This window comes from Sporichthyaceae bacterium, assembly GCA_036493475.1.
Taxonomy (GTDB): Bacteria; Actinomycetota; Actinomycetes; order Sporichthyales; family Sporichthyaceae; genus DASQPJ01.
This window is the reverse complement of record DASXPS010000181.1, coordinates 26124-47357: the sequence shown is the minus strand read 5'-3', so window position 1 is coordinate 47357 and position 21234 is coordinate 26124. Positions and strand designations below refer to the sequence as shown.

General features: G+C 70.0%; 16 protein-coding genes. All 16 read right to left on the bottom strand.

Features of this window, described 5'->3' with window-relative positions; genetic code table 11:
• The coding region (locus VGJ14_17920; GenBank protein ID HEY2834306.1) for a substrate-binding domain-containing protein at window positions 1–563 on the bottom strand (563 nt) is incomplete at its 3' end.
• A gap of 78 nt (window positions 564–641) precedes the next feature.
• Window positions 642–932 carry a hypothetical protein gene (locus VGJ14_17915; GenBank protein HEY2834305.1) on the bottom strand — a complete coding sequence of 97 codons (291 nt, stop codon included), beginning with the start codon at window positions 930–932 and terminating at the stop codon, window positions 642–644.
• 443 nt (window positions 933–1375) lie between these two features.
• Window positions 1376–2191 carry a uracil-DNA glycosylase gene (locus tag VGJ14_17910; GenBank protein HEY2834304.1) on the bottom strand — a complete coding sequence of 272 codons (816 nt, stop codon included), beginning with the start codon at window positions 2189–2191 and terminating at the stop codon, window positions 1376–1378.
• Between the two features lie 27 nt (window positions 2192–2218).
• The gene (locus tag VGJ14_17905) at window positions 2219–4345 is read right to left on the bottom strand and encodes a DUF6351 family protein (protein HEY2834303.1); all 2127 of its coding nucleotides are present in this window, start codon (window positions 4343–4345) and stop codon (window positions 2219–2221) included.
• Window positions 4346–4385: 40 nt separating this feature from the next.
• Window positions 4386–6545, bottom strand: coding sequence for a DUF6351 family protein (locus VGJ14_17900; protein ID HEY2834302.1), 2160 nt, complete (start codon window positions 6543–6545; stop codon window positions 4386–4388).
• A gap of 96 nt (window positions 6546–6641) precedes the next feature.
• Complete coding sequence (locus tag VGJ14_17895) at window positions 6642–7571, bottom strand: exopolyphosphatase (protein HEY2834301.1); 930 nt, start codon at window positions 7569–7571, stop codon at window positions 6642–6644.
• Window positions 7568–8089, bottom strand: a complete 522-nt coding sequence (locus tag VGJ14_17890) for a DUF501 domain-containing protein (GenBank protein HEY2834300.1) — start codon at window positions 8087–8089, stop codon at window positions 7568–7570. The genes VGJ14_17895 and VGJ14_17890 overlap by 4 nt, the downstream gene beginning before the upstream one ends.
• Window positions 8090–8093: 4 nt before the next feature.
• Entirely contained in the window at window positions 8094–8531 is a 438-nt protein-coding gene (locus VGJ14_17885) for a septum formation initiator family protein (protein HEY2834299.1), read from the bottom strand.
• Window positions 8532–8647: 116 nt separating this feature from the next.
• Window positions 8648–9937 (bottom strand): phosphopyruvate hydratase, encoded by a 1290-nt coding sequence (gene eno / locus VGJ14_17880; protein ID HEY2834298.1) that lies wholly within the window; start codon window positions 9935–9937, stop codon window positions 8648–8650.
• 399 nt (window positions 9938–10336) lie between these two features.
• Entirely contained in the window at window positions 10337–11974 is a 1638-nt protein-coding gene (locus VGJ14_17875; GenBank protein ID HEY2834297.1) for a DUF885 domain-containing protein, read from the bottom strand.
• Window positions 11971–13695, bottom strand: a complete 1725-nt coding sequence (locus tag VGJ14_17870; protein ID HEY2834296.1) for a methyltransferase domain-containing protein — start codon at window positions 13693–13695, stop codon at window positions 11971–11973. The genes VGJ14_17875 and VGJ14_17870 overlap by 4 nt, the downstream gene beginning before the upstream one ends.
• Window positions 13696–13861: 166 nt before the next feature.
• Window positions 13862–14524 (bottom strand): MazG family protein, encoded by a 663-nt coding sequence (locus VGJ14_17865; GenBank protein ID HEY2834295.1) that lies wholly within the window; start codon window positions 14522–14524, stop codon window positions 13862–13864.
• Complete coding sequence (locus tag VGJ14_17860; GenBank protein HEY2834294.1) at window positions 14521–15153, bottom strand: SurA N-terminal domain-containing protein; 633 nt, start codon at window positions 15151–15153, stop codon at window positions 14521–14523. The genes VGJ14_17865 and VGJ14_17860 overlap by 4 nt, the downstream gene beginning before the upstream one ends.
• Before the next feature lie 14 nt (window positions 15154–15167).
• Window positions 15168–18752 (bottom strand): transcription-repair coupling factor, encoded by a 3585-nt coding sequence (gene mfd / locus VGJ14_17855; GenBank protein ID HEY2834293.1) that lies wholly within the window; start codon window positions 18750–18752, stop codon window positions 15168–15170.
• 309 nt (window positions 18753–19061) lie between these two features.
• Complete coding sequence (locus VGJ14_17850; GenBank protein ID HEY2834292.1) at window positions 19062–19931, bottom strand: hypothetical protein; 870 nt, start codon at window positions 19929–19931, stop codon at window positions 19062–19064.
• 133 nt (window positions 19932–20064) lie between these two features.
• Window positions 20065–21072, bottom strand: a complete 1008-nt coding sequence (locus VGJ14_17845) for an alpha/beta hydrolase (protein HEY2834291.1) — start codon at window positions 21070–21072, stop codon at window positions 20065–20067.
• Window positions 21073–21234: the final 162 nt, after the last annotated feature.

The following is a 21234-nucleotide window of genomic DNA, read 5'->3' as shown; positions in this document are numbered from 1 at the left end:
CCCTTGTCCTTGGCGTCCAACCCGGCGAGCTGAGCCACCATCACGGTGTAATAGCCACCGGGGTCTGTATCCGGATCGCTGCGGGTGACCCGCACACCCTTGCGCTCCAACGGCGCGTACCACGCGGTCGTGCCCGCCTTCGCCTTCTGGAAGTCCGCCAGCTTCGGGCTGAGCGGGCTATAGGCGACCACCACGGCGTTGCTGGCGAAGGTGGCAAACCAGCGGATCCTGTTGCCGTTGGGCGCACCCATCAGCACTTCGTTGGTGTTGGCGTCCGCAGTGGCATACAGATCGGTCGGCGTGCCGTCCTTGACCTTCTGCGCAACAGCCAGCGAGGCCCCCGGATCGCTGCGGATGGTGATCCCCTGCGCCGCCATCGCGGCACTGAGCTTGTCCTGCACCAGGGCGTTCAGGCTGCCCGCGTGGCCGATAACGACCGCGTTGGGATCCACGCTCGGGGTGGTTGTCGGGACGGCAGCGTGGTCACCGCCGCCGCAGGCCACGGGCAGGACGAGCGCGAGCGCAACCATCAGCGCGGCCGGTCGGAACCGGTCAGTGCGCACGGCAGCTCCCCAGGTCGCGGTTACTGGCTTGTTCGGGCAGTATCAGCCGCAACCGCTAGCCAGAACAAGTGCCGCGGCTCAGGCGTGCCGCGTCATCGCCAGCAGCGTGTCGTGCACGGCGGAGTACTCCTGCACCACCCGGAACAACTCATCCGGATCGCTGGAGGTCAACCGTCGGCAGGTGTCCGCCGCCTCGCGCCGGTGCTGCTCCATGGACGCGATCAGCCCCCGGTCCGGCCGGGGGCGGGAGCGCTCCCGGGCGATGGCCGTGGCATGCAGCGCGATCACCAGACCGACCAGTGTCAACGCCTGCGGATAGTCGACCTGCGCGGTGCGCTCGAACAGCGCCGTGTCCCCCAGTTGCCCCATTCCCGGGACGGTAACCGGGCGGCGAGTCGCGCACGTTACGCGCGGCGTGTCAATGGGTCGAACGTGTTACGAGGACCGCACCAGCAAGGACGCGTCGACCCGCGCTGCGGAATACGGCGCATGCCGTTTACCGGAGCGACTCGGCCGAGAAACCGCGCGCTTCTAGCGTTTTCCGTGTTGCGGGGCCGACCGGGGGCGGCTGGGATTTGACGATGAGGAGACCAGCGTGCGCGAGGGTGGGGCTGAACCTACGGCCGGGGGGCAGGACGAGACCGACGACTGCCCACACTGCGGGGCCGATCTGGCCCGTGAGCGGCTGTTCGTGGCCGGCCTGCTGATGCTGTGCAACGCGTGTTTGACCGAGGTGCCGCCGCCCCCGGCGTCCGCCTGGGGGCCGCCGGTGCGGCGTCTGTGGTTGTCCGACACCGCGCCGCCGGCGCCCGTCATGCATCCGCCGCGCGGCGCAATACCTCGTCCAACATCGGCTCGGTCAACCGGCCGGTGAAGGTGTTCTGCTGGCTGGGGTGAAACGAGCCCAGTAGCAGCAGCGGGCCGTGCGGGGCGCGCAGTTCCACCGCGGCGTTGTGGCCGAACTTCGGGCGGGGCCGCGGGATGCCGACACCGCACGTCGCGAGCGAGGACAGCGCCGCCGCCCAGCCGAACGACCCCAGGCAGACCACCGCGCGCAGGTGCGGAAGCACCAGCGCGAGTTCGCGATCCAGCCAGGGCTTGCAGGTGTCCCGCTCGTCGTTGTCCGGCTTGTTCAGCGGGGGCGCGCAGCGCACCGCGGCCGCCATCCGCGCACCCAGCAGGCGTTGGCCGTCGCCGGCATGGGTGGAGGTGGGCAGCGCGGCCAACCCCACCCGGTGCAGCGCGGCGAACAACCAGTCCCCGCTGCGGTCGCCGGTGAAGATACGTCCGGTCCGGTTGCCGCCGTGCGCGGCCGGGGCCAGGCCGATGAGCAGCACCCGGGGCGCCTCGTCGCCCCACCCCGCGATCGGACGCCCCCAGTAGGTCTCCCCGGCGTAGGCACGACGGCGTTCCAACGCCACCTGCTCCCGCCAGGCGACCAGTCGCGGGCAGGCCCGGCACACGGACTGACGAGCCGTCAGCTCGACCAGATCCGGCGCGTCCGCGGCCAACACCGCGACCGCGGTGGCGTCGACGGCCACCGGGGTATCGGCGTCGGCTGGGTCGTCCGGCCAACCGCTGCCCGGCGGCACGAATGCCCGCCGCTCTTCCTGCCGTTCATTGTGCATGCCGCCATTGTCCTACCGGCGATCTGCTCAGCGCCGCAGCCTGATGGCAACCGGAGCGGGGCCGAGTGGCACGGAGTCCGGACCCGACGCGTAGCTCTGCCAGGGACCCAGCGTAGGCGTCTGATCAACGCCGGGCACGCTGTAGTCGCAGACACCGTCGGGGAAGATCTGCATGAGGCGGGAGAACTGCGCCACCGTCATCGAGGGCGGGTAGTCCGCGCGCGAGATCGGGCGCAACTGGCACTTGAGCATGTCGTCGGTGGCCGGCCCACCGGCCACCAAACGGGGCTTGGAGAACGTGGGATAGGCCGCGAGGCACTGGGCTGCATCGGTGTGTCCCACGTTCTTCAGCACGCACATGCTCTGCGCGGCAGCGGGCCGGTCCGCGCGCACCTTCTCCGCCACCGACGCGGTCGAGTGATCGGCCTCGATCGCGGACAGCCATTGGTCGATCAACACGAACGCCAGGCTGGATTGGTTGTCCCCGTTCGGAGCGGTGATCGTCATCATGTTGGCGTCACTTCCGGTGTCCCGCCGTAGCCGGGCACGCAGCACGTCGTCCTCCGCCGCGGTGTGGTAGCCGAGCTCGTCGTAGTACCGGATGTTCACGATCGGCACCCGGGCCAGGTTGGTCCCGCTCACGATCCGACCGCCGCGGTAGGCACGGGAGATGGCGTCGGGGTCGGCGACACTGCGCGCGGCCTGCCAGTGGTCGTCGATGTCCCAGCCGCCGATGCTCTGGTTGAGGTCGAGGAACTGCTCGGGGCTGATCGCCCCGGAGCGCAACGCGGCCAGGCCGTACTGCACTCCCACGTTGTCGTACGGCCGGTTGGCCTTGCCGTCCGCACGCAGCCCGAACTCGTTGACCTGGTAGTCCTGCAACGAACAGCGCACCCCGCTCGGGTTACGGGCCGGGTTGTAGACCCAGTTCACGCTGGCCGGGTGCGGGCCGGGCATCCGCAGGGTGAGGCAGCCGGGCTGGTTGGCCGGCTCGAAAAGGCTCTGCCACAGCGCCGCCCAGTCGTGACAGGAACTCGGCGTGCGGAATCCCGCCACCGCGGCGCGGTCCCTGTCACCCCACTCGTTGGGGTGCACGTAGAACACCCGGCCGAGCAGTGAGCAGTCCTGAGCGGACTGCATGTAGCCCCAGAAGTCGGCGTAGGAGCACTGCGGTCGCAGTCCGTCCAGCAGACCCGGGTAGTTGTCCGCCGTTGTGTACAGCAACGTCGAGCCACCCGAGCAGCCGTCGCCGATCGTGTAGCGAATCTGCCCGTAGTGGTCGATGAAGTGCTCCTTGAGCATGCCCGCCGCCTCCGCAGCGACCACGTCGTTGCAGTTCAGTCCCATCACGGTCATGCCGGAGGTGAGCACCGCGAAGCCGCGGGACAAGGAGAACTCCTGCAGCGCGGCGTCGTGAAAGTCGCCCTGCACATGGCCGGGGTTGCAGCTGGCACCGAAGCGGAGCAACACCTTGCCGTTCCAGCCCGGCTGCGGGTCCCATGGCGTCCACGGTTTGGTCGGGTCGTAGAGCACCGCAATGTCGTACACGCCACGATCGGAGGTCCCGCGCTCGTCGCGCACGATGTAGGGCACCTGTACGCCGCGGTCATTGGTGGTCATCCGCACGTCGGTGGCCGGGTGCGCCGGGTCATAGGGCTGCACCTCGACGAACTTGGGATCGGCCGGCATGTAGTACCAGTCGTAGTGGGTGGGGGCGTTGCAGGCGGCGTCGGTGGATTCGCCCAAACCCAGCTGCTTCGTGGTGCAGATCCACGGCTGCAGCTGTGGGCCCGCGAACACCGGGCCGCCCACCGAGTGGTTGACCACGCTGAGCGCGGCTCCAGGCAGGCGTCGGGCGTGAGCGGTCAGTACGTGCGGGCCGTTGCTCATGCCCTGGACCAGCCCGAGGATGCGGCCGTTGTCCCGACGGGCGAACTCCCTACTGATGTCGTGCCCGTCCAACAGCACGTGGACGTTAGTGGCCCGGATCCCCGCCGGCTCGGTGATCTCCACGTAGGCCTCTCCCCCGGAGATCAGGTCGGCGCGATTGGACAGCACCTGGATACCCAGCCCCGGTCCGGAGTTCTTGTCTGCCTGCGCGTTCACCACAGAGGTGAACAGCAGGGTCCCGGCGGCAAGGCCGGCGACGGCCATCCAGGCCCCGCGCGTTCCTCCACCAATTCTCATGACTACCTCAGCCGACCCGTTTCGCGACCGGCGGTGGACCCAGCGGCACCCCGTCCGGCCCCGACTGGTAGCTCTGCCATGTCCCGGTCGGTCGGACCTGGTCCTGGCCGGCCAGCGTCCAGTCGCACACCCCGTCCGGGAAGATGTCCAGCAGCCGGGAGAATTGCGCCATGGTCATCTGCGCCGGGTAGTCAGCGCGGCCGGCCGGACGCAACTGGCACTTGATGACGTCCTCGGTGGCAGGCCCGCCCGCGGTGAGCCGGGGCTTGGAATGCATCGGGTAGAGGTGCCAGCAGCGAGAAGCGTCGGTGATGATCTCCTCCGTCTTGGTCTCGCATCCATCGACGACATCAGCGGGCCGGTCGGCCGCGATCTTGTCCGCCTGCGGACGATCGGATGAATCGGCCTCGATCGCGGACAGCCATTCGTCGAGCAGGTCGAAGGCGTCGACGAACGGGTGCAGCAGCGGCAGGATGCGAATAACCTGGTTACCGAAGCCGCCGGTGTCCCGGACCAATCGGTAACGCAGCGTCAGGTCCTCTACCCGCGTGTGGAATCCGTCTTCCACGTAACCGCGCACGCTCACGATCGGGACGTTCGCCAGTGCGGCCGCGTTGACGATGCGGCCGCCGCGATAGGCCCGGCTCAGTCCATCCGGATCGGCCACCGAACGCTGCGGTTGCCAAGAACCATCGATGTCGTAACCGCCGATGTTGGCGTTGAGGTCCAGGAACTGCTCGACGCTGATCTTTCCGGCGTTGAGCGCCTTCAGTCCGTACTGCACGCCGACGTTGTCGTAGGCCCGGTTGGCCTTGCCGTCCGGGCGCAGCCCCCACAGCGGTTCCTGGAAGTCCTGCAGCGAACAGCGCACGCCGGTGGCGTTCCGCACCGGGTCGTACACCCAGTCCGTTTTTGTGATCGGGTGCGGGCCCGGCATCCGCTCACCGGTGCATGTGGACGCCCTGCCCGGGTCGAACATTGCTTTCCACGAGGAGGCCATGCTCGTGCAGCTCGTCGGGGCGGCAAAGCCAGTGGCCGCGGCCTGATCATCGTCCTTGGCCCACTGCCGGCCGGCTTTCTGAAAGTAAGTGGCCATCAACGCGCAGTCCGTACCGGCCTGCACGACGCCCCACAGGTCCGGGAAGCTGCACTCGGGCAGGATCCCGTCCAACAGCCCGGGATAGTTGGCCGCGATCGAGATCACCGAGACCGAGCCACCCGAGCAGCCCTCGCCGATCGTGTACCGAATCTCCCCGTAGCGCTCGATGAGCCGTTCCTTGAGCATCATCAGCGCCTCGGCGCCGGCCACGTCGTTGCAGTTGTAGGCATAGTTCGCGGTGCCCGAGGTGATCACCGCGAAGCCGCGTTGCAGGTAGTTCTCCTTGATCGCGGCGTCATGAAAGTCGCCCTGCACATGGCCCGGTCCGCAACTCGCCCCGGCGCGGAACACCGCCTTGTGGTTCCAGCCCAACTGGGGCGCCCACGGCTGCCATGGTTTCGACGGGTCGTAGAGCACCGCGATGTCGTAGATGCCCCGATCCATGACGCCACGCTCATCGCGCACGATGTAGGGCACCGGGTGTCGCTGGTCGGTGGCAATCATGCGCACGTCGGTGGCGGGGTGTGCCGGGTCGTAAGGCTGGACCGAGATGACCTTGGGGTCCTTCGGCATGTAGTACCACTGGTAACGCACCGGCACGTCGCAGGCGGCATCCTGCGGAGCACCCAGGCCGTTCTGGGTGGTGGTGCAGTAGTACGGCTGTGGCTGCGGCCCGGTGAGGATGGGTCCGCTCGTCGGGTGGTTGGTGATCGTGATCGAGGCGCCGGACATCCGGGCGGCACGGGCATCCAGGGTGTGCGGGCCGACGCTCATCCCCTCGACCAGGCCGAGAATGCGTCCGTCGGCGCGACGACCGAAATCTCGGGTGATGTCCGTCTTGTCGAGCGTCACGCGGATTTGGTGCAGCCGCACGCCGGGCGGTTCGGTGATCTCCACATAGGCATCACCGCCGGAGATCATGTCCGCACGGTTGGACAGCACCTTGATGCCGAGTCCGGGGCCCGACTGGTCGGCCTGCGCATTAACCACGGTGCCGGCCAGCAGACCCGCCACGGCCAGTCCGGCGGCGGCGGTCCAGGTGATTCGCGAGCCGCCCCGGTTGCGCATGAATCCAGGCTAAGAAACCGGTCCGGGCACGCGGGTGATTCAACCGGGACATCCCCCGGACAGCCCAACGGTGTCATCCGACCGGGCCAACGATGGTTAGCCGCGCGTTAACACCGAGGCCGCGATGCCGTCCAGGATGTCGTGTTCGGAGGCGACCAGATCGGCACCGCCGACGGCGTGCAGCACCCGATCCAGCACCAGCGCACCGGCAGCGATGACGTCTGCCCGGCCGGGGTGCATGGCCGGGATGGCGGCTCGTTCGTCGCGGCGCAGGGACAGCAGGCGCATTGCGACCCCACGCACCTTCGCCGCCGGGACCCGCGCCCGATGGATCGCGTCGGGGTCATAGGTCTGCAAGCCCAGCGCGATCGCGGTGAGGGTGGTGACCGTGCCGGCCACGCCGATCAACGACGCGGCCTCAGCCAACGGCACCACCGCCGCGGCATCGGCGATCGCCGCGTCGATGTCCGCAATGGCCGCCTCGATCTGCTCGGCCGTGGGCGGATCCTCGGTCAGCCACCGCTCCCGCATCCGCACACAGCCGACGTTGACCGAGCGGGCCGCGGTCGGCGCCTCGGTCCCCAGCACGAACTCGGTGGAGCCACCGCCGATGTCCACTACCAGGTAAGGGGCGGCCACCCCGGCCGCGGCCAGCCCACCGGTGGCCCCGGCGAAGGACAACGCCGCCTCCACCTCGCCGGGCACCACCTCCGGGGCAACCCCGAAGATCTCGGTCATTCCGACCTCGAACTCCTCGCGATTGCTCGCGTCCCGGGTGGCGCTGGTGGCCACCACCCGCACCCCGTCCACGTCAGCGGCGGCGATCGACGCGGCGTACTCCCGGGCCGCGGCGAAGGTGCGCTCCAGCGCCTCGGGAGCCAGCCGCCCGGTGGCGTCCACGCCCTGACCGAGCCGCACTATCTGCATGCGCCGGTTCAGCTCGACCAGCCCGCCGTCGCCGCCGACCTGCGCGATCAGCAGGCGAATGGAGTTGGTCCCACAGTCGACCGCGGCGACCCGCTTCATGCTTCCTCCGTGTGTTCCCGCTGCACGCAGGGGTTGACCAGCCACCACTCGCCGAGTTCGGCCACCACCTCGTCACCCAGGGGGTTGACGCCGGGCCCGACCGCCAACGCGTGACCGGCGAGGACGTGCAGGCACTTCACCCGATCCGGCATACCCCCCGCGGAGACACCTGCGATCTCCGGGACGTCCGCCAGCCGGTGACGGCGCGTCAGGTAGTCCGTGTGCGCGGCGCGGTGTGCCGCGGCCAACCCGGGATCGTCGGCCAAGCGGGCGTTCATCGTGTTCATCCTGCCCGCCGCCTCCAGCGTGCCGATCGCCGAGGTGGCCCGGGCGCAGGTCAGGTAGTACAGCGTGGGGAACGGGGTGCCGTCCGGCAGCCGGGGCCGGGTGGCGACCACGGCGGGTTCGCCGCACGGACATCGGTACGCGACCGAGTCCGCCCCGCGCGCGGCACGCCCCAGCTGCCGGTGTACGGCCGCGGAGTCCGCGGCGGTCGGATCCGGTCCGAGCACACCCATCGCGTTACGGGGCGTGTCGGTTGCCGGTGGGCAGCTGCTCCACGGGGGTGGCCGCGTCGGACATCGACGCGAGCAGGCGGTTCCACCACAACGGACTGACCGCGGCCGGGGTGTCGCCCGCGTCGGCCGGCGGCGGGTCGCTGACCCGGAATGCCTGTTCACCGGGCATCACGTAGTGCAGTCGAAGCCGCGCCTCACGCTCGACGTAGAAATTCTGGGCGCGCAGCGTGGACTCGTGCTGCAGCGCGGCGACCCGCACGGCACTGGCGGCGACCCGGGCGTGCAGGTCCGCAATGTGCCGGCGCTGGGCGACGTAACGCTGAGCGGGATAGGCCACCGAGATGGCAACCAACAGCAGCACCGAGGCGAAGATCGCCGCGCGCCGGGTGAAAGGGTTACGCCGGGTGTTCAGCGAGACCACCAGCGCGGCGGGCACGACCATGGCCGGTACGCGTCCGCGCAGCGCACGACGCGGCGGCCGGGCCGGCCGTCGGGCTGCGACGGGGCGGGCCCGGTCCCGGGCTGTGGTCCGCGGGGCCGGCGCGCGGCGGGGAACCTTCACGCGCCGCTGACCCGGAACCGGGGGAACGCCGCGCGGCCGGCGTAGCGGGCCGCGTCGCCGAGTTCCTCCTCGATGCGCAGCAACTGGTTGTACTTGGCCACCCGCTCGCTGCGGGCCGGGGCACCGGTCTTGATCTGCCCGCAGTCGGTGGCCACCGCCAGGTCGGCGATCGTGGTGTCCTCGGTCTCCCCGGACCGGTGACTCATCATCGCCCGGTAGCCGTTGCGGTGCGCGAGGTTGACCGCGTCCAGGGTCTCGGTGAGTGTGCCGATCTGATTGACCTTCACCAGCAGCGCGTTCGCCGTGCTCGCCTCGATGCCGCGGGCCAGCCGGGCCGGGTTGGTGACGAACAGATCGTCGCCGACCAGCTGTACCCGGTGGCCAACCCGGTCGGTGAGCGCCTTCCAGCCCGCCCAGTCCTCCTCGTCCATCGGGTCCTCGATGGACACCAGCGGGTAGGCGTCGAGCAGGCTCTCGTAGTACTCGGCCATCTGCTCCGCGGAGCATTTGCGGCCCTCGAAGCTGTACACCCCGTCGGTGCAGAACTCGGTGGCGGCCACGTCCAGGGCCAGTACCACGTCCCGGCCGAGGGTGAACCCGGCCTGCCCTACGGCCCGGCCGATCAGGTCCAGCGCGTCCCGGTTGCTGGGCAGGTCCGGAGCGAACCCGCCCTCGTCGCCCAGCCCGGTGGCCAGCCCCTGGCTCTTCAACACCGACTTCAGCGCGTGGTAGACCTCCGCGCCCCAGCGCAGGGCGTCGGCGAAGGTGTCCGCACCGATCGGCGCGATCATGAACTCCTGGATGTCCACAGCGGTGTCCGCGTGCGCTCCGCCGTTGAGGATGTTCATCATCGGCACCGGCAGCAGGTGCGCGGACGGCCCGCCCACGTAGCGGAACAGCGGCAGCCCGGCGCTGGCCGCGGCGGCCCGCGCCACCGCGAGGCTGACCCCGAGCATGGCGTTGGCACCCAGCCGGGACTTGTCCGGCGTACCGTCCAGGTCGATCAGCACTTGATCGATGATGCGCTGCTCGTCGGCGGCGTAGCCGAGCAGCTCGGCGAGGATCTCCGAGTTCACCGCCTCGACCGCGGCCTCCACTCCCTTGCCGTTGTACCGGCCGGCATCGCCGTCCCGGCGCTCCACGGCCTCGAAGGCCCCGGTGGAGGCACCCGAGGGCACCGCGGCCCGCCCGATGGTGCCGTCGTCCAACTCGACCTCGACCTCGACGGTCGGGTTGCCGCGAGAGTCCAGGATCTCGCGGGCGCCGATGTCGTCGATCGTGGGCACCTGAGACTCCCTGGGGACGTTAACTGACAGCCGTCGGCCACGATACCGACGCGCGGCGACGTCCCCTGTGGCGGCGCGCGACAGTTGAGAACGATGGGACGACGTTGTTCCCTCCCCGTGGCCACTGTCATACCCGAGGCGTCACTTCGCGGCCCTTTTCGGCCCCAAAAATGACGCCCCACGTATGACAGAGCTCCCTCCGCTCATGAATGAGCTGCCGACGCCGGGCCGACGACGGAATCCCTCCGTCTGGGCACTGTCATACGTGGGGCGTCAAATTCCCCGCCCTCAAACCCCTCTGGATGACGCCCCACGTATGAGAGAGCTCCCTGCGCTCATGAATGAGCGGAGAGCACGCTCGGACCCGACCCTCGGGGAAGGGGCGAGGGAGCGCGCAGCTCAGACGCCGAGCAGGCGGCGCAGGTGCCGTGGTGGCGGCGAGCCCTGCGACAGCACCCGGTCGTGCACCTGCCGGGTGGACAACTCAGGGTGCGCCTTGGTCACGTCGGCGACCAGGTCGCGCACCCCGATGTAACCCACGAAGTATGTGGACAGCTGGGTGGAGGTGAGCAGCGAGCGGCGCCACTTGCCGACCGCCTCGCCCTCCTCCTGGTGCCCGCGCTCGACCATCAGCTTCATCGCCTCGTCCCGGGACATGCCCCGGGTGTGCACCCGCACGTCGAGGATGGCGTTGATGGTCATCCGCAGCTGCATTTTCAGTTGCTGCATCTTCACCGCGTCCCCGCCGAACCCATGACGGGTCATCAGTTCCTCGGCGAACACGGCCCAACCCTCGACGAACGGCCCCGACCAGAACGCCGAGCGCACCCCGCTGCCCGGCGGCTGTCGCCGGTCGTGTGCGAGCTGCAGCACGTGGCCGGGCATCGCCTCGTGGATGGTCAGGTTGCGCACCATGTGCACGTTGTACTCGCGGAAGAACGAGGTACGCCGTTCGGAATCCCAATCCGCCGGGGTCGGCGAGATCGCGTAGAAGGTGGGTAACGGCGCGGTCTCCAGCGGGCCCGGCGGGTCGCAGTAGGCCACCGCGACGCCCCGGTGGATCTCCGGCATCACCACGATCTGCACCGGGTCGTCGAAGTCGGTGACCAGGTCGTGCTCGAGCACGAACGCCCTGGTCTCATCCAGCGTGACGGCCGCTAGGTTCACGATGGACTCGTCATCGGGCGCGTCCGCGGCCAACCGGTCGAGCACCTCCCGTACCTGACCGGGGTGCGGCGGGGCACCGGCGATCCGGCTGGCCACCTCGGCGATCTCCTCGCTGATCCGGGCCAGTTCGTCGTTCGCCCGGTACAGCACCAACTCCGCGGAGTCGTCGGTGTCCAGGGTCAGTTGTAGCCGTTTGCCGAACAGCTCCGGACCCAGTCGCGGGTCGCCGTGCGCATCGTCCAGGCGTTCCCGCAGCCACCCGATGTGCTCGTCCAGCGCCGCGCTCGCCGCGTCCAGCGCGGGTTCCACCTCGGCACGCAGCGCGTCCGCAGCGCCGTCCGTCAATTGGCCCAGCGCCCGGTCCACCTCGGTGGCCAGCAGCGTGCGGGTCCCGGTGAACTGGCCGATCGCGGTCTGCACGTGCACCTCGGGCATGTCGCCGAGGTCCGCGCGGGCGGTGGCCAGCGCGGCCGGGATCTGCGCGAGCCGGCCGCCGATCGCCCGCAGGCGGTCGGGCAGCGGGGCGAACTCCCGGGCCAGCAGCAGGTGGATTGCGGTGCCGGGGTTGGCCAGCAGGGGATTCCACTCGTACTCGCGCAGCGCGGACAACTCGAAGCAGTGGGCGCTCAGCCGGTGCCGCAGGATTGCGTGATCCACCTGGTCGGCCGCGTCCAGCGTATCGGTGTCCACCGCGTCGAGTTCGGCGATCCGCCGTTGCCACCGGTCCGCCTCGGCCTCCCGCGCGGCCGGACCGCTGTCCCCCAGCCGGTGGTCGTGGCGGTGCTCACCCAGTCCGGTCGCGGTGATCGGGTGGGTGGCCAAATAGTCATCGAGCGTCTCGCGGGCAACCGCGGTGAACCGCTCGCTCATCGGCGCCGCGCGACCACCCGGTAGAGCACCGGGTCCTCGTCCTTGTACGGGGACAAGCCCTGGCTCTCCAGCTCGTAGTTCACCTCGAAGCCGTACTTCTCACCCAGCGCGACGCCGAACGCCGGGCCGTCCTGGAAGCGGCGGTAGTGCTTGGTGTGCACCTTCATCAGCGCGGCATCAGCGTTGGTCCGGAACTCCGCGGCGAACAGATCCCCCGGCCGGACCACCTGATGGATGGTGGCCATCAGCGTCTGCTGCACGTCCTCGGGGATCGAGTGCAGGAAGAACCGCGCGTAGAACAGGATCGGGGCGTCGCCGGCGCGGCCGACCGCCTCGGTCAGCACCCCGCGCAGATTTTCCGCCTCGCCCACGTCGCAGGCCGCGAACCGCACCCGGTCGCCCATGCCCATGTCGTGGGCCTTCTTGTCCGCGTGCCGCACCCCGATGTGCGAACGGTCCAATCCGGTCACGTTGCGCCCGGCCAGGCCGAAGGCGTAAGAGTCGCGACCGTCACCGCAGCCGATGTCGATGACGTGCTCGGTCATCTCCTCCCGCGCGTTGACGAGGTCGAAGAACGTGGACCCCGAGGTGTACTCGGTACGGGCGTAGAAGTTCGCCCAGTAGATCTCCTCGACGTCGTCCAGCGGGACGATCGCCGAGCGCTCGCGCTTGGTGCGATCCTTGTCCCAGCTGAAGCCCGGCGTTGGGATGCGCCAGCCGCTCCCGTAGATGGCCTCCACCATCGCCTCGCCATTGACCGGCACCAGCACCGAGCCCGGACCGAACCGGGTCTCCACCACGCCCTGCCACTGCTCTTTGCGCACGTCGGTGGAACCCGCCACCCCGAAGGCGAACGCGAGCACGCCGGTGGCGTCGAAGTACAGATGGAAGATGTCGATCCGGATGGCCGGGTTGTCCCGGTGGTGCACGTGCACTGCGCTGCGTCGCCCCTCGACGTCGTAGCCCGCGTCGATCAGGGTGAACGCCAGCTTCTTCAGCGCCTCGATGGCCTCCGGGCCGGTGGTCGCGTCCACGATCACCGCGGCGTCGAAGTCGTCGTCGTGGCCAATGAAGCCGCCCTCGCGCACAGCGCCGAGCAGGCTGCCGTACATCACGAAAAGGTCGTGGCCCAAGGCGTCCTTGACGACCTTGCGCAGGCCTTCGTAGAAGCCGAGGACCTCGCGCTGCCACTCCTCGTCGATCGACTTCGACAGCTGCAGCCGCCCGGTCCGGGAGAAGACGTGACCGGTCTCGAGCTTCTTGCGCAACGTGCCCAGTGCCCGGGCGCCGTCCTCCTCCGGATGCATGTGCATGCCGACGCCCGTGATCGGCAGCGGGGTCCCGTCCACCCGCACGGTGAGCCGGTGCTCGGCACGGGCGAAGTTCCACACGTCACGCAGCACGAAGCGGAACCCGCGGATCTCCTGCGGGCCCGACCGCTCCACCGCGTCGCCCGCCCAGGTGGCGGCAACCTGAACGTCCTGCAGGTGCAGGGTGACCCGCACGCCGGCCTGCCCGGCGGGGACCATCACCCAGCCGGTCACCGCGCGTCGGGTGAACTCCTCGACCACGCCGGTCACCGGCCCGGCCGACTTCTCGTTGACCGGCTGCCAGCCGCGTCGACGCAGTTGGGTCCCGGCCTCCCGTTTGGCCCGCCGCACGCCCCGGCGGACGACCGCCTTGGCGCTGCTGACCGCCGAAGGGGTCGGCTTGGAGCCCATGCTCACCTCTGAGAAACGTCCGGGTTCGAGAATCCGGCCACGATACCGTCGGACAACATCGAAACCGTGCGGACACCGCAAGCTCGCACACGTTTCACTCTGTGAACCATGGACACCGTCACCCTGTGAACCATTGACACCGTCACTCTGTGAACGATTGACACCGTCACACCGTAGTCGGGGGCTCCCCCTCCGCCGCACGGACGGCGGCGGCGTAGCGGCGGGTGGCGGCGCGCAGTTCGGCCTCCGGGTCCAGCCCCCGCGCCCGCGCGGTTGCCACCAGCGCGAACAGCGCATCGCCCAGGTCCTCGTGGGCATCCAGCGGGGCGGGAGGGACGCCCAGACCCACCGCCAACCGGGCCGCGCGGGATTGCGTCTTGGCGGCCAGGGCCAGCGCGGGCAGGCCCGGCGGAATGCCGTCCATGGCCGAGGCACGGCCCTTCTCCGCGGCCTTGGCCGCCTCCCAATTGGTCTCCAACGCCTCCATGTCGGCCACCGTCACGTTCCCGAAGACGTGCGGGTGCCGGTTGCGCAACTTGGTGACGATGCCCGCGGCGACATCGTCGATGTCGAACGGATCAGCAGCACGCTCCTGCCCGATACGGGCGTGGAACACCACCTGCAGCAGCAGGTCCCCGAGTTCCTCCACGAGGTGGTTCCGGTCGCCGGTCTCCACCGCCTCGACCGTCTCGTAGGTCTCCTCGATCAGGTACTGCAGCAGTGAGGCGTGCGTTTGCTCGGCGTCCCACGGGCACCCGCCCGGCGAACGCAGCCGGTCCATCACGTCCACCAGGTCCAGCAGCCGCGCGCCGGGCAGAGGTGAACTCACCCCGTCGGGCGCAGGAAGTCGGGTGCCGGCGGCGAGATCTGGCCCATGTTCCCGTCGAACGTGCCGTAACGCGGGTTGATCCGGATGTGCAGCCGTTTGGCGGTGGCCACCAGGGTGTCGTGTACCTTCGCGTCGACCTGATCCTGCGTCAGTTTCGTGCCGGCCTGGCCGAGGACCGCCGAACCGATCTTGCTGTTGATCACCTGCTGCCGGAACACGTCGTTGACGTCGTTCTCGGACAGGTCTGCCTGGGCCAGGGCCGCCCGGAACTGTTCGGGGCCACCCACAAGCTTGGTCTCCGCGTCGATCGCGTTGGACACCTCGCCGTCGGTAATGTTGATGCCCAGGTCACGCGCCGCACGCTCGAAGACCAGAGCCACCACCCACCGCTGCACCTCGTTTCGCGCGGCGACCGACGGGTCCGCGTGCTCGACGCCGTAACGGTCCTGCAGTGCCTGCACCGCCTTGAGCCGCCCCTGGACATCGGAGACCGTGATCCGCTGGCTGTTCACCACGGCAGCGGCGCCCAGTTGCGACGGACCGCAGGCCGACAGCCCGGCCACCGTGGCCACCGCGAGCGCCAGCTTCCAGCGGCTGCGCTGAATTGTTCGCTCGCTGCGCTCGCGCACGTCCGCCTCCCGCGCTAACCGCCCAGCACCGCGTCGATGAGTTCGCGGGCCCAGTCCAACAGCGGCAGGCCGATCAGCGGCGTGCCACCCACCCGGGCCGTGGTCGGCCTGGGCACCAGGATCGTACGGGTGGCCGCCTTGACCACCGTGCGCGGGTAGAGCCGCAGCAGCCGCAACTGCTGAGATTCGCGCAGGTCAACCGGAGAGAACCGGATGTTCCCTCCGGCGAGAGTGACCTCCTCCAACCCAAAGCCGCGCAGGTGCGCACGGAAGCGGGCCACCGCCAGCAGGTTCTCCACCGGTTCGGGCAGCGCGCCGTAGCGGTCGGTGAGCTCGGCGCGCACCGCCGCGATCTCCGCCTCGGCGTCGGCCGCCCCCGATGCGGCGTCGGGGGTGGAGCCGATGCCGGCGATGCGGCGGTAGGCCTCCAGCCGCAGTCGCTCGGTGGCCAGCCACTCGTGCGGGATGTGCGCGTCCACCGGCAGTTCCACCCGCACCTCCGCGGGCGGCGGCGCGGCGTCCGGGCCGGCCTTGTACTCGGCCACCGCCTCGCCGACCATCCGCACGTACAGGTCGAAGCCGACACCCTCGATGTGCCCGGACTGCTCACCGCCGAGCAGGTTGCCCGCGCCGCGGATCTCCAGGTCCTTCATCGCCACGTACATGCCCGCGCCCAGTTCGGTGTGCTGGGCGATGGTCGCCAGCCGCTCGTGCGCGGTCTCGGTCAGCGGCTTCTCCGCGGGGTAGAAGAAGTAGGCATAGCCGCGTTCTCGCGATCGCCCGACCCGGCCGCGCAACTGGTGCAGCTGGGCCAGGCCGAGCACGTCGGCCCGCTCCACGACCAACGTGTTGGCATTGGAGATGTCCAGGCCGGTCTCCACAATCGTGGTGCACACCAACACGTCGTAGCGCCGCTCCCAGAACCCGACGATCACCTCTTCCAGGGTGTGCTCGTTCATCTGCCCGTGGGCCACCGCAATGCGCGCCTCGGGCACCAGTTCGGACAGCCGACGAGCAGCCCTGTCGATGGATTCCACCCGGTTGTGCACGTAGAACACCTGGCCGTCGCGCAGTAACTCGCGCCGGATCGCGGCCTGGATCTGCTTGTCCGCGAAGGCTCCGACAAAGGTCAGCACCGGGTGGCGTTCCTCCGGCGGGGTGGCGATGGTGGACATCTCCCGGATGCCGGTGATGGACATCTCCAACGTGCGGGGAATCGGCGTGGCCGACATGGTCAGTACGTCGACGTGGGCGCGTAGGTGCTTGAGCGCCTCCTTGTGCTCCACGCCGAAGCGCTGCTCCTCATCGACGATCATCAGCCCGAGGTCCTTGAACTTCGTAGTCGTCGAGAGCAGCCGGTGGGTGCCGATCACCACGTCCACCGAGCCGTCGGCCAGACCGGTCAGCACCGCCTCGGCCTCGGTCGCCGTGTTGAACCGGGACAGCACCTTCACCGTGACCGGGAACGGGCTGTACCGCTCGGAGAACGTCGCGTAGTGCTGCTGGGCGAGCAGCGTGGTGGGCACCAGCACGGCCACCTGCTTGCCGTCCTGCACGGCCTTGAACGCCGCCCGGACCGCGATCTCGGTCTTGCCGTAGCCGACGTCGCCGCAGATGACGCGGTCCATCGGATAGGGCTTCTCCATGTCGGCCTTGACCTCGTCGATGGCCGCGGCCTGGTCCGGTGTCTCGACGTAACCGAACGCGTCCTCCAACTCGTGCTGCCACGGGGTATCCGGGGCGAACGCGTGGCCGGGCGCGGAGGTGCGCGCGGCGTAGAGCCGGATCAGTTCGCCGGCGATCTGCTTGACCGCCTTCTTCGCCCGGCCCTTGGCCTTCTGCCAGTCCGCGCCGCCGAGCCGGTGCAACGTCGGGGACTCCCCGCCGACGTAGCGGGTGATCTGCTCCAGCGCGTCGGTCGGCACGTACAACCGGTCGCCGGGTTGCCCGCGCTTGGACGCGGCGTACTCCAGCACCAGGTACTCGCGGGTGGCCCCGGCCACGGTGCGGCTGGTCATCTCCACGTACTTGCCGACGCCGTGCTGCTCGTGCACCACGTAGTCACCGGGACGCAGCGAAAGCGGGTCGACCACCGCCTTGCGCCGACTCGGCAACCTGCCGCGGTCCTTCGCCGAGCCCGCAACCCGATTGGTCAGGTCGGTCTCGGTGAGCACCACGGTGCGCTGCGCGGGTAGCAGGAACCCGTTGGACAACTCCGCGCAGGTGATCAATGCGACGCCGCGCTCCGGGGCGGTGAGCAGGTCCTCGACCTGGCGGGCGGGCAGGTCCGCGGCGGCGAGCAGTTCCCCGACGCGCTCCGCGGTACCGTGCCCGCCGAGCACCAGCACCACCGACCACTGCTGCTCCAGCCAGGTACGGATGTCGCCCAGCGCCCGATCGGTCTCCCCGCGGTAGGCCTCCGGGGCCTGCGCAGAGAGCGTCGCCTCGTCTGAGGTGGCGTCAGTTTCATCCTCCGCGGACGCGAACGGCGCCACCGACCACCAGGGCAGGCCGATCGCGCGAATGCGTTCGCGGACCTCGGTCAGGTCGCGCAGGGCCGCCGCCCCCAGATCGATGGGCGCCACCCCGCCGACCGCGGCACCGGACCAGGAGGCCTCCAGGAACTCCTGGCTGGTGCGCACCAGATCCGCGGCGCGAGCCCGCACGCGTTCGGGGTCGACACTGACCACCAGCGTGCCCGCGGGCAGTTGGTCGACGAGCAACTCCATGCCGTCCACCAGGGCCGGGGCCAGCGCCTCCATGCCCTCCACCGCGACGCCCTCGGAGATCTTGCCGAGCATCTCGTCCAGTTCCGGGTGCGCGTTACGCAGTGCGGCGGCGCGGTCGCGCACCTCCTTGGTCAGCAGCAGTTCCCGGCACGGCGGCGCCCACAGCAACGAGCGGGCGGCGTCCGGCTCGCCGCTCGCCAGGCGGCGCTGGTCGGCGACCCGGAACGGGCGGATCTCCTCCACCTCGTCGCCGAAGAACTCCACCCGCAACGGGTGTTCCTCGGTGGGCGGGAACACATCGACAATGCCGCCGCGCACCGCGAACTCGCCGCGCCGCTCGACCATGTCCACCCGTGCGTACGCGGCGGCGGCCAGCGCCTCGACGACCACGTCGAGTTCCACCTCGTCGCCCACCCGCAGGCTCACCGGTTCCAGCGCGCCCAGACCGGGCACCATCGGCTGCACCAGGCTGCGCACCGGGCAGACCACGACGTCCAGCGGTCCCGCGGCCGGGTCGTCGGCGACGGGCCGGGTGAGCCGACGCAGCACGGCCAGCCGTCGCCCGACGGTGTCCGCCCGCGGGGACAGTCGCTCGTGCGGCAAGGTCTCCCAGGACGGGAACACCGCGACCCGCTCGGCCGGCAGCAACGATCCCAGCCCGGCGGCGAGATCCTCGGCCTCCCGGCCGGTCGCGGTCACCGCGAGCACGGTGCGACCGCCCCGCGCGGCCAGCGCAGCAATCACCAGGGGACGCAGCCCGGGCGGGGCGATCAGGTCCCGAGTGGGCAGATCACCGGCCCGCGCGCGCTCCAGCGCGGTGGCCAGCACCGGGTCATCGGCCACCACATCCAGCAGGCCGGGCACGGACACCGCAACTCCCCCGTCGACCGAGCCCGGAGATCACCTCCGGGCAACGCGAACGCCCCGCATCCGGATTCGGTGCGGGGTGCACATCCACCCTACGTCGCCGGAGCGACGGCCCGACGGCGCCGGCGGAATGGGACAAATCGGACAATTCACGCGTGTCGCAGCCCGCGTGTCGTAGATCGTTTGGGCGTTTTGCCCGTTTTGCCCGCTTTGCCCTCGGCCCTGAGCTTTCCACCCTCTCCCGGCGCGTGGGGCTATCCGGACCTGCGGATAGCCCGACGCGCCATGAGTGGACGGGAGCGGGTGGGCTGATCAGCGGGGGGTGCAGTTGAGCTGGTCGGTGGGCAGGTCGGTTACCTGCGAGACCAACTGGGCGGCACTGGCCTCCCAGCGGGCGTAGGCCCAGCCGAACGCGGACTGCTGCACCTTCTGCGCCGCCACTGTCAGCGGCAGGTGTTGCCAGCCGGGGATCGCAATCAGCGCGTCGTAGAACTGCTTGGCGGCGTACTCCGGGTCGTGCACCTCGCCGTAGCTGCCCCAGCCCATCGACGGGCGCTGCTGGAAAAGGCCCACCGAGTCGCGGTCTCCCCCGCGCATGTTGATCAGCTCGGATTCCTGCTGGGCGGTGGCCACCGCGATCACCGCCGCGCGCGGCGGCAGGTTCATCTGCTGGGCGACCTCGACGATGGTGCGCACGTTCTCCAATTGAGTGGCGTTGTGCTCGGGGTGGCGTTGCTCGGCGGGCACGAAGTCGCAGGCCCGGTGCAGCGCGGTCAACTTGGCCCGCGCCGCGGCGGCCGCCGCGTGCTCGATCGCCGAGGTGCGCTCGGCCAGGATGTCGCGGGCCAGCGCCCGCGCGGACTGCTCGGCCGCGGCCTGCTCGAGCACCGCCGGCACGATCAGCGGGGCGCGTTGCTCGCTGCGGGACGCCGCCGGCGCGTCCGCCGAGGCGACCGGCGCGACGGTGCCGGTGGAGGTCGGCTCGGCAGCGGGGGTGAGTTCGGGCAGCACGCCGGTGCTCGCCGAGGCCAACCCGCCCGCCGCGGCCAATGACAACGCGGCGGCTCCGGCCACCACCGAGCCGCGGCCGAGCTGCCGGGCCGGGCCGGCCCGGTGTCGACCGCGTACCACTGGGGGCGCCGGCACAGAACGACGTGGCGCAGCGTGACGTGCATTGGGCATGTCGGGGAGAGTAGGAATGCATCTTGTCCTGGCGCCCAAGGCGAACCCGGCCTTGCGCAAGGATTGGGCAAGGCCTCGCGGACATGTCCGGCCTGCGCCTATTGCCCTGCCCGAATTGCGAACTGACGCAGCGTCAGGCGCCGAACGGCACCGCGTCGTCCATCGCCAGCTCGGTCTGCAACGCCGCGTCCTGCTCACCGTCCCGGCCGGCCCGCAACAGCGCACGCCACTGCGCGGCGGAGTACTCCGCGGGTTGGGTGGAGGCCAGGAAGTCCCGCAGCACCGCCAGGAAACGCTCCGGGTCGCTGTGGTGCGGGAAGTGCGCGGCCGCTTGGAAAATCTCCAACCGGCTGCCCGGCATCGCTTCGTGCACCACCTGTGCGTGCGCAACCGGGATCACCGCGTCCCGTTCGCCCCAGATGAGCAACGTTGGCATGCCCTTGGCCAGATAACACCGGTCCAACAGGGTCACCACCTGCCCCTGCCGGTCCACCACCGCCCGTAGCGAGCGCACGAAGGCGCTGCGCGAGGTCCGGTCCGGCCAGGCATCGAAGAGCTTGATCATGTCCTCGGCGTCTTGGCCGATGTTGGTGCCCAGCAGGCGCAGCAGGCGCAGCGACGTGGTCCCGGTCTGCCGGATGCCGGGCAGCCGCATGAGCGGCAGCATCACCCCGGCGCCGGGGATGGCGATCAACTGCAGCAGTGGCGTGGTCTGGCGGCCGCCGCCGCCGGTGCTCACCAGCACGATGCGCTCACAGCGCTCCGGGAACTGGTAGGCGAACTGCATGGCCACGCCGCCGCCGAGGGAGTGGCCGACCACGGTGACCCGGTCGATGTTCAGCACCGACAACAGATCCCGCACGCCGCAGGCGTAGGCCGGGATCGAGTAGTCCGCGCGCGGACGGTCGGAGCGGCCGTGACCCAGCAGGTCCGGAGCAATCACCAAATGGTCCTGCGCCAGCTCGGAGATGATCCCGCGCCAGGTGTCGGCGTTGTCGCCGATGCCGTGGATCAGCAGGATCGCCGGCCCGCTGCCGGCCATGAGGTAGGCCCGCTGGTAACCGTGGATGGTGGTGTAGCGGATCCGGTCGACCTCGGGCAGGTCCTGCTCGTCGATCAGTGCGCAGGCATCCCGAGCCACCTGCCACCTCCCTCGCCGGCCGTCGCGCGGGCCAGCCTGGCAGATCTGCTGTGCCGCAGCCCTGCGCCCGGATGAAGCCCTTGTTACATCGGTTCGGCATCGCCGGGAACCGGCTTCCATGGTGCGCGAGCAGCCCGGGAATTAGTAGCGAAACGCCGGCCC

Excerpts from the sequence above, each read along its gene's own strand:
- VGJ14_17910 (HEY2834304.1), bottom strand. The coding sequence starts at position 2,191 with ATGCACAATGAACGGCAGGAAGAGCGGCGGGCATTCGTGCCGCCGGGC.
- VGJ14_17905 (HEY2834303.1), bottom strand. The coding sequence starts at position 4,345 with ATGGCCGTCGCCGGCCTTGCCGCCGGGACCCTGCTGTTCACCTCTGTG.
- VGJ14_17850 (HEY2834292.1), bottom strand. The coding sequence starts at position 19,931 with ATGCCCAATGCACGTCACGCTGCGCCACGTCGTTCTGTGCCGGCGCCC.
- VGJ14_17875 (HEY2834297.1), bottom strand. The coding sequence starts at position 11,974 with ATGAGCGAGCGGTTCACCGCGGTTGCCCGCGAGACGCTCGATGACTAT.
- VGJ14_17870 (HEY2834296.1), bottom strand. The coding sequence starts at position 13,695 with ATGGGCTCCAAGCCGACCCCTTCGGCGGTCAGCAGCGCCAAGGCGGTC.
- VGJ14_17900 (HEY2834302.1), bottom strand. The coding sequence starts at position 6,545 with ATGCGCAACCGGGGCGGCTCGCGAATCACCTGGACCGCCGCCGCCGGA.
- VGJ14_17895 (HEY2834301.1), bottom strand. The coding sequence starts at position 7,571 with ATGAAGCGGGTCGCCGCGGTCGACTGTGGGACCAACTCCATTCGCCTG.
- VGJ14_17915 (HEY2834305.1), bottom strand. The coding sequence starts at position 932 with ATGGGGCAACTGGGGGACACGGCGCTGTTCGAGCGCACCGCGCAGGTC.
- VGJ14_17885 (HEY2834299.1), bottom strand. The coding sequence starts at position 8,531 with ATGGTCGTGCCCGCCGCGCTGGTGGTCTCGCTGAACACCCGGCGTAAC.
- VGJ14_17890 (HEY2834300.1), bottom strand. The coding sequence starts at position 8,089 with ATGGGTGTGCTCGGACCGGATCCGACCGCCGCGGACTCCGCGGCCGTA.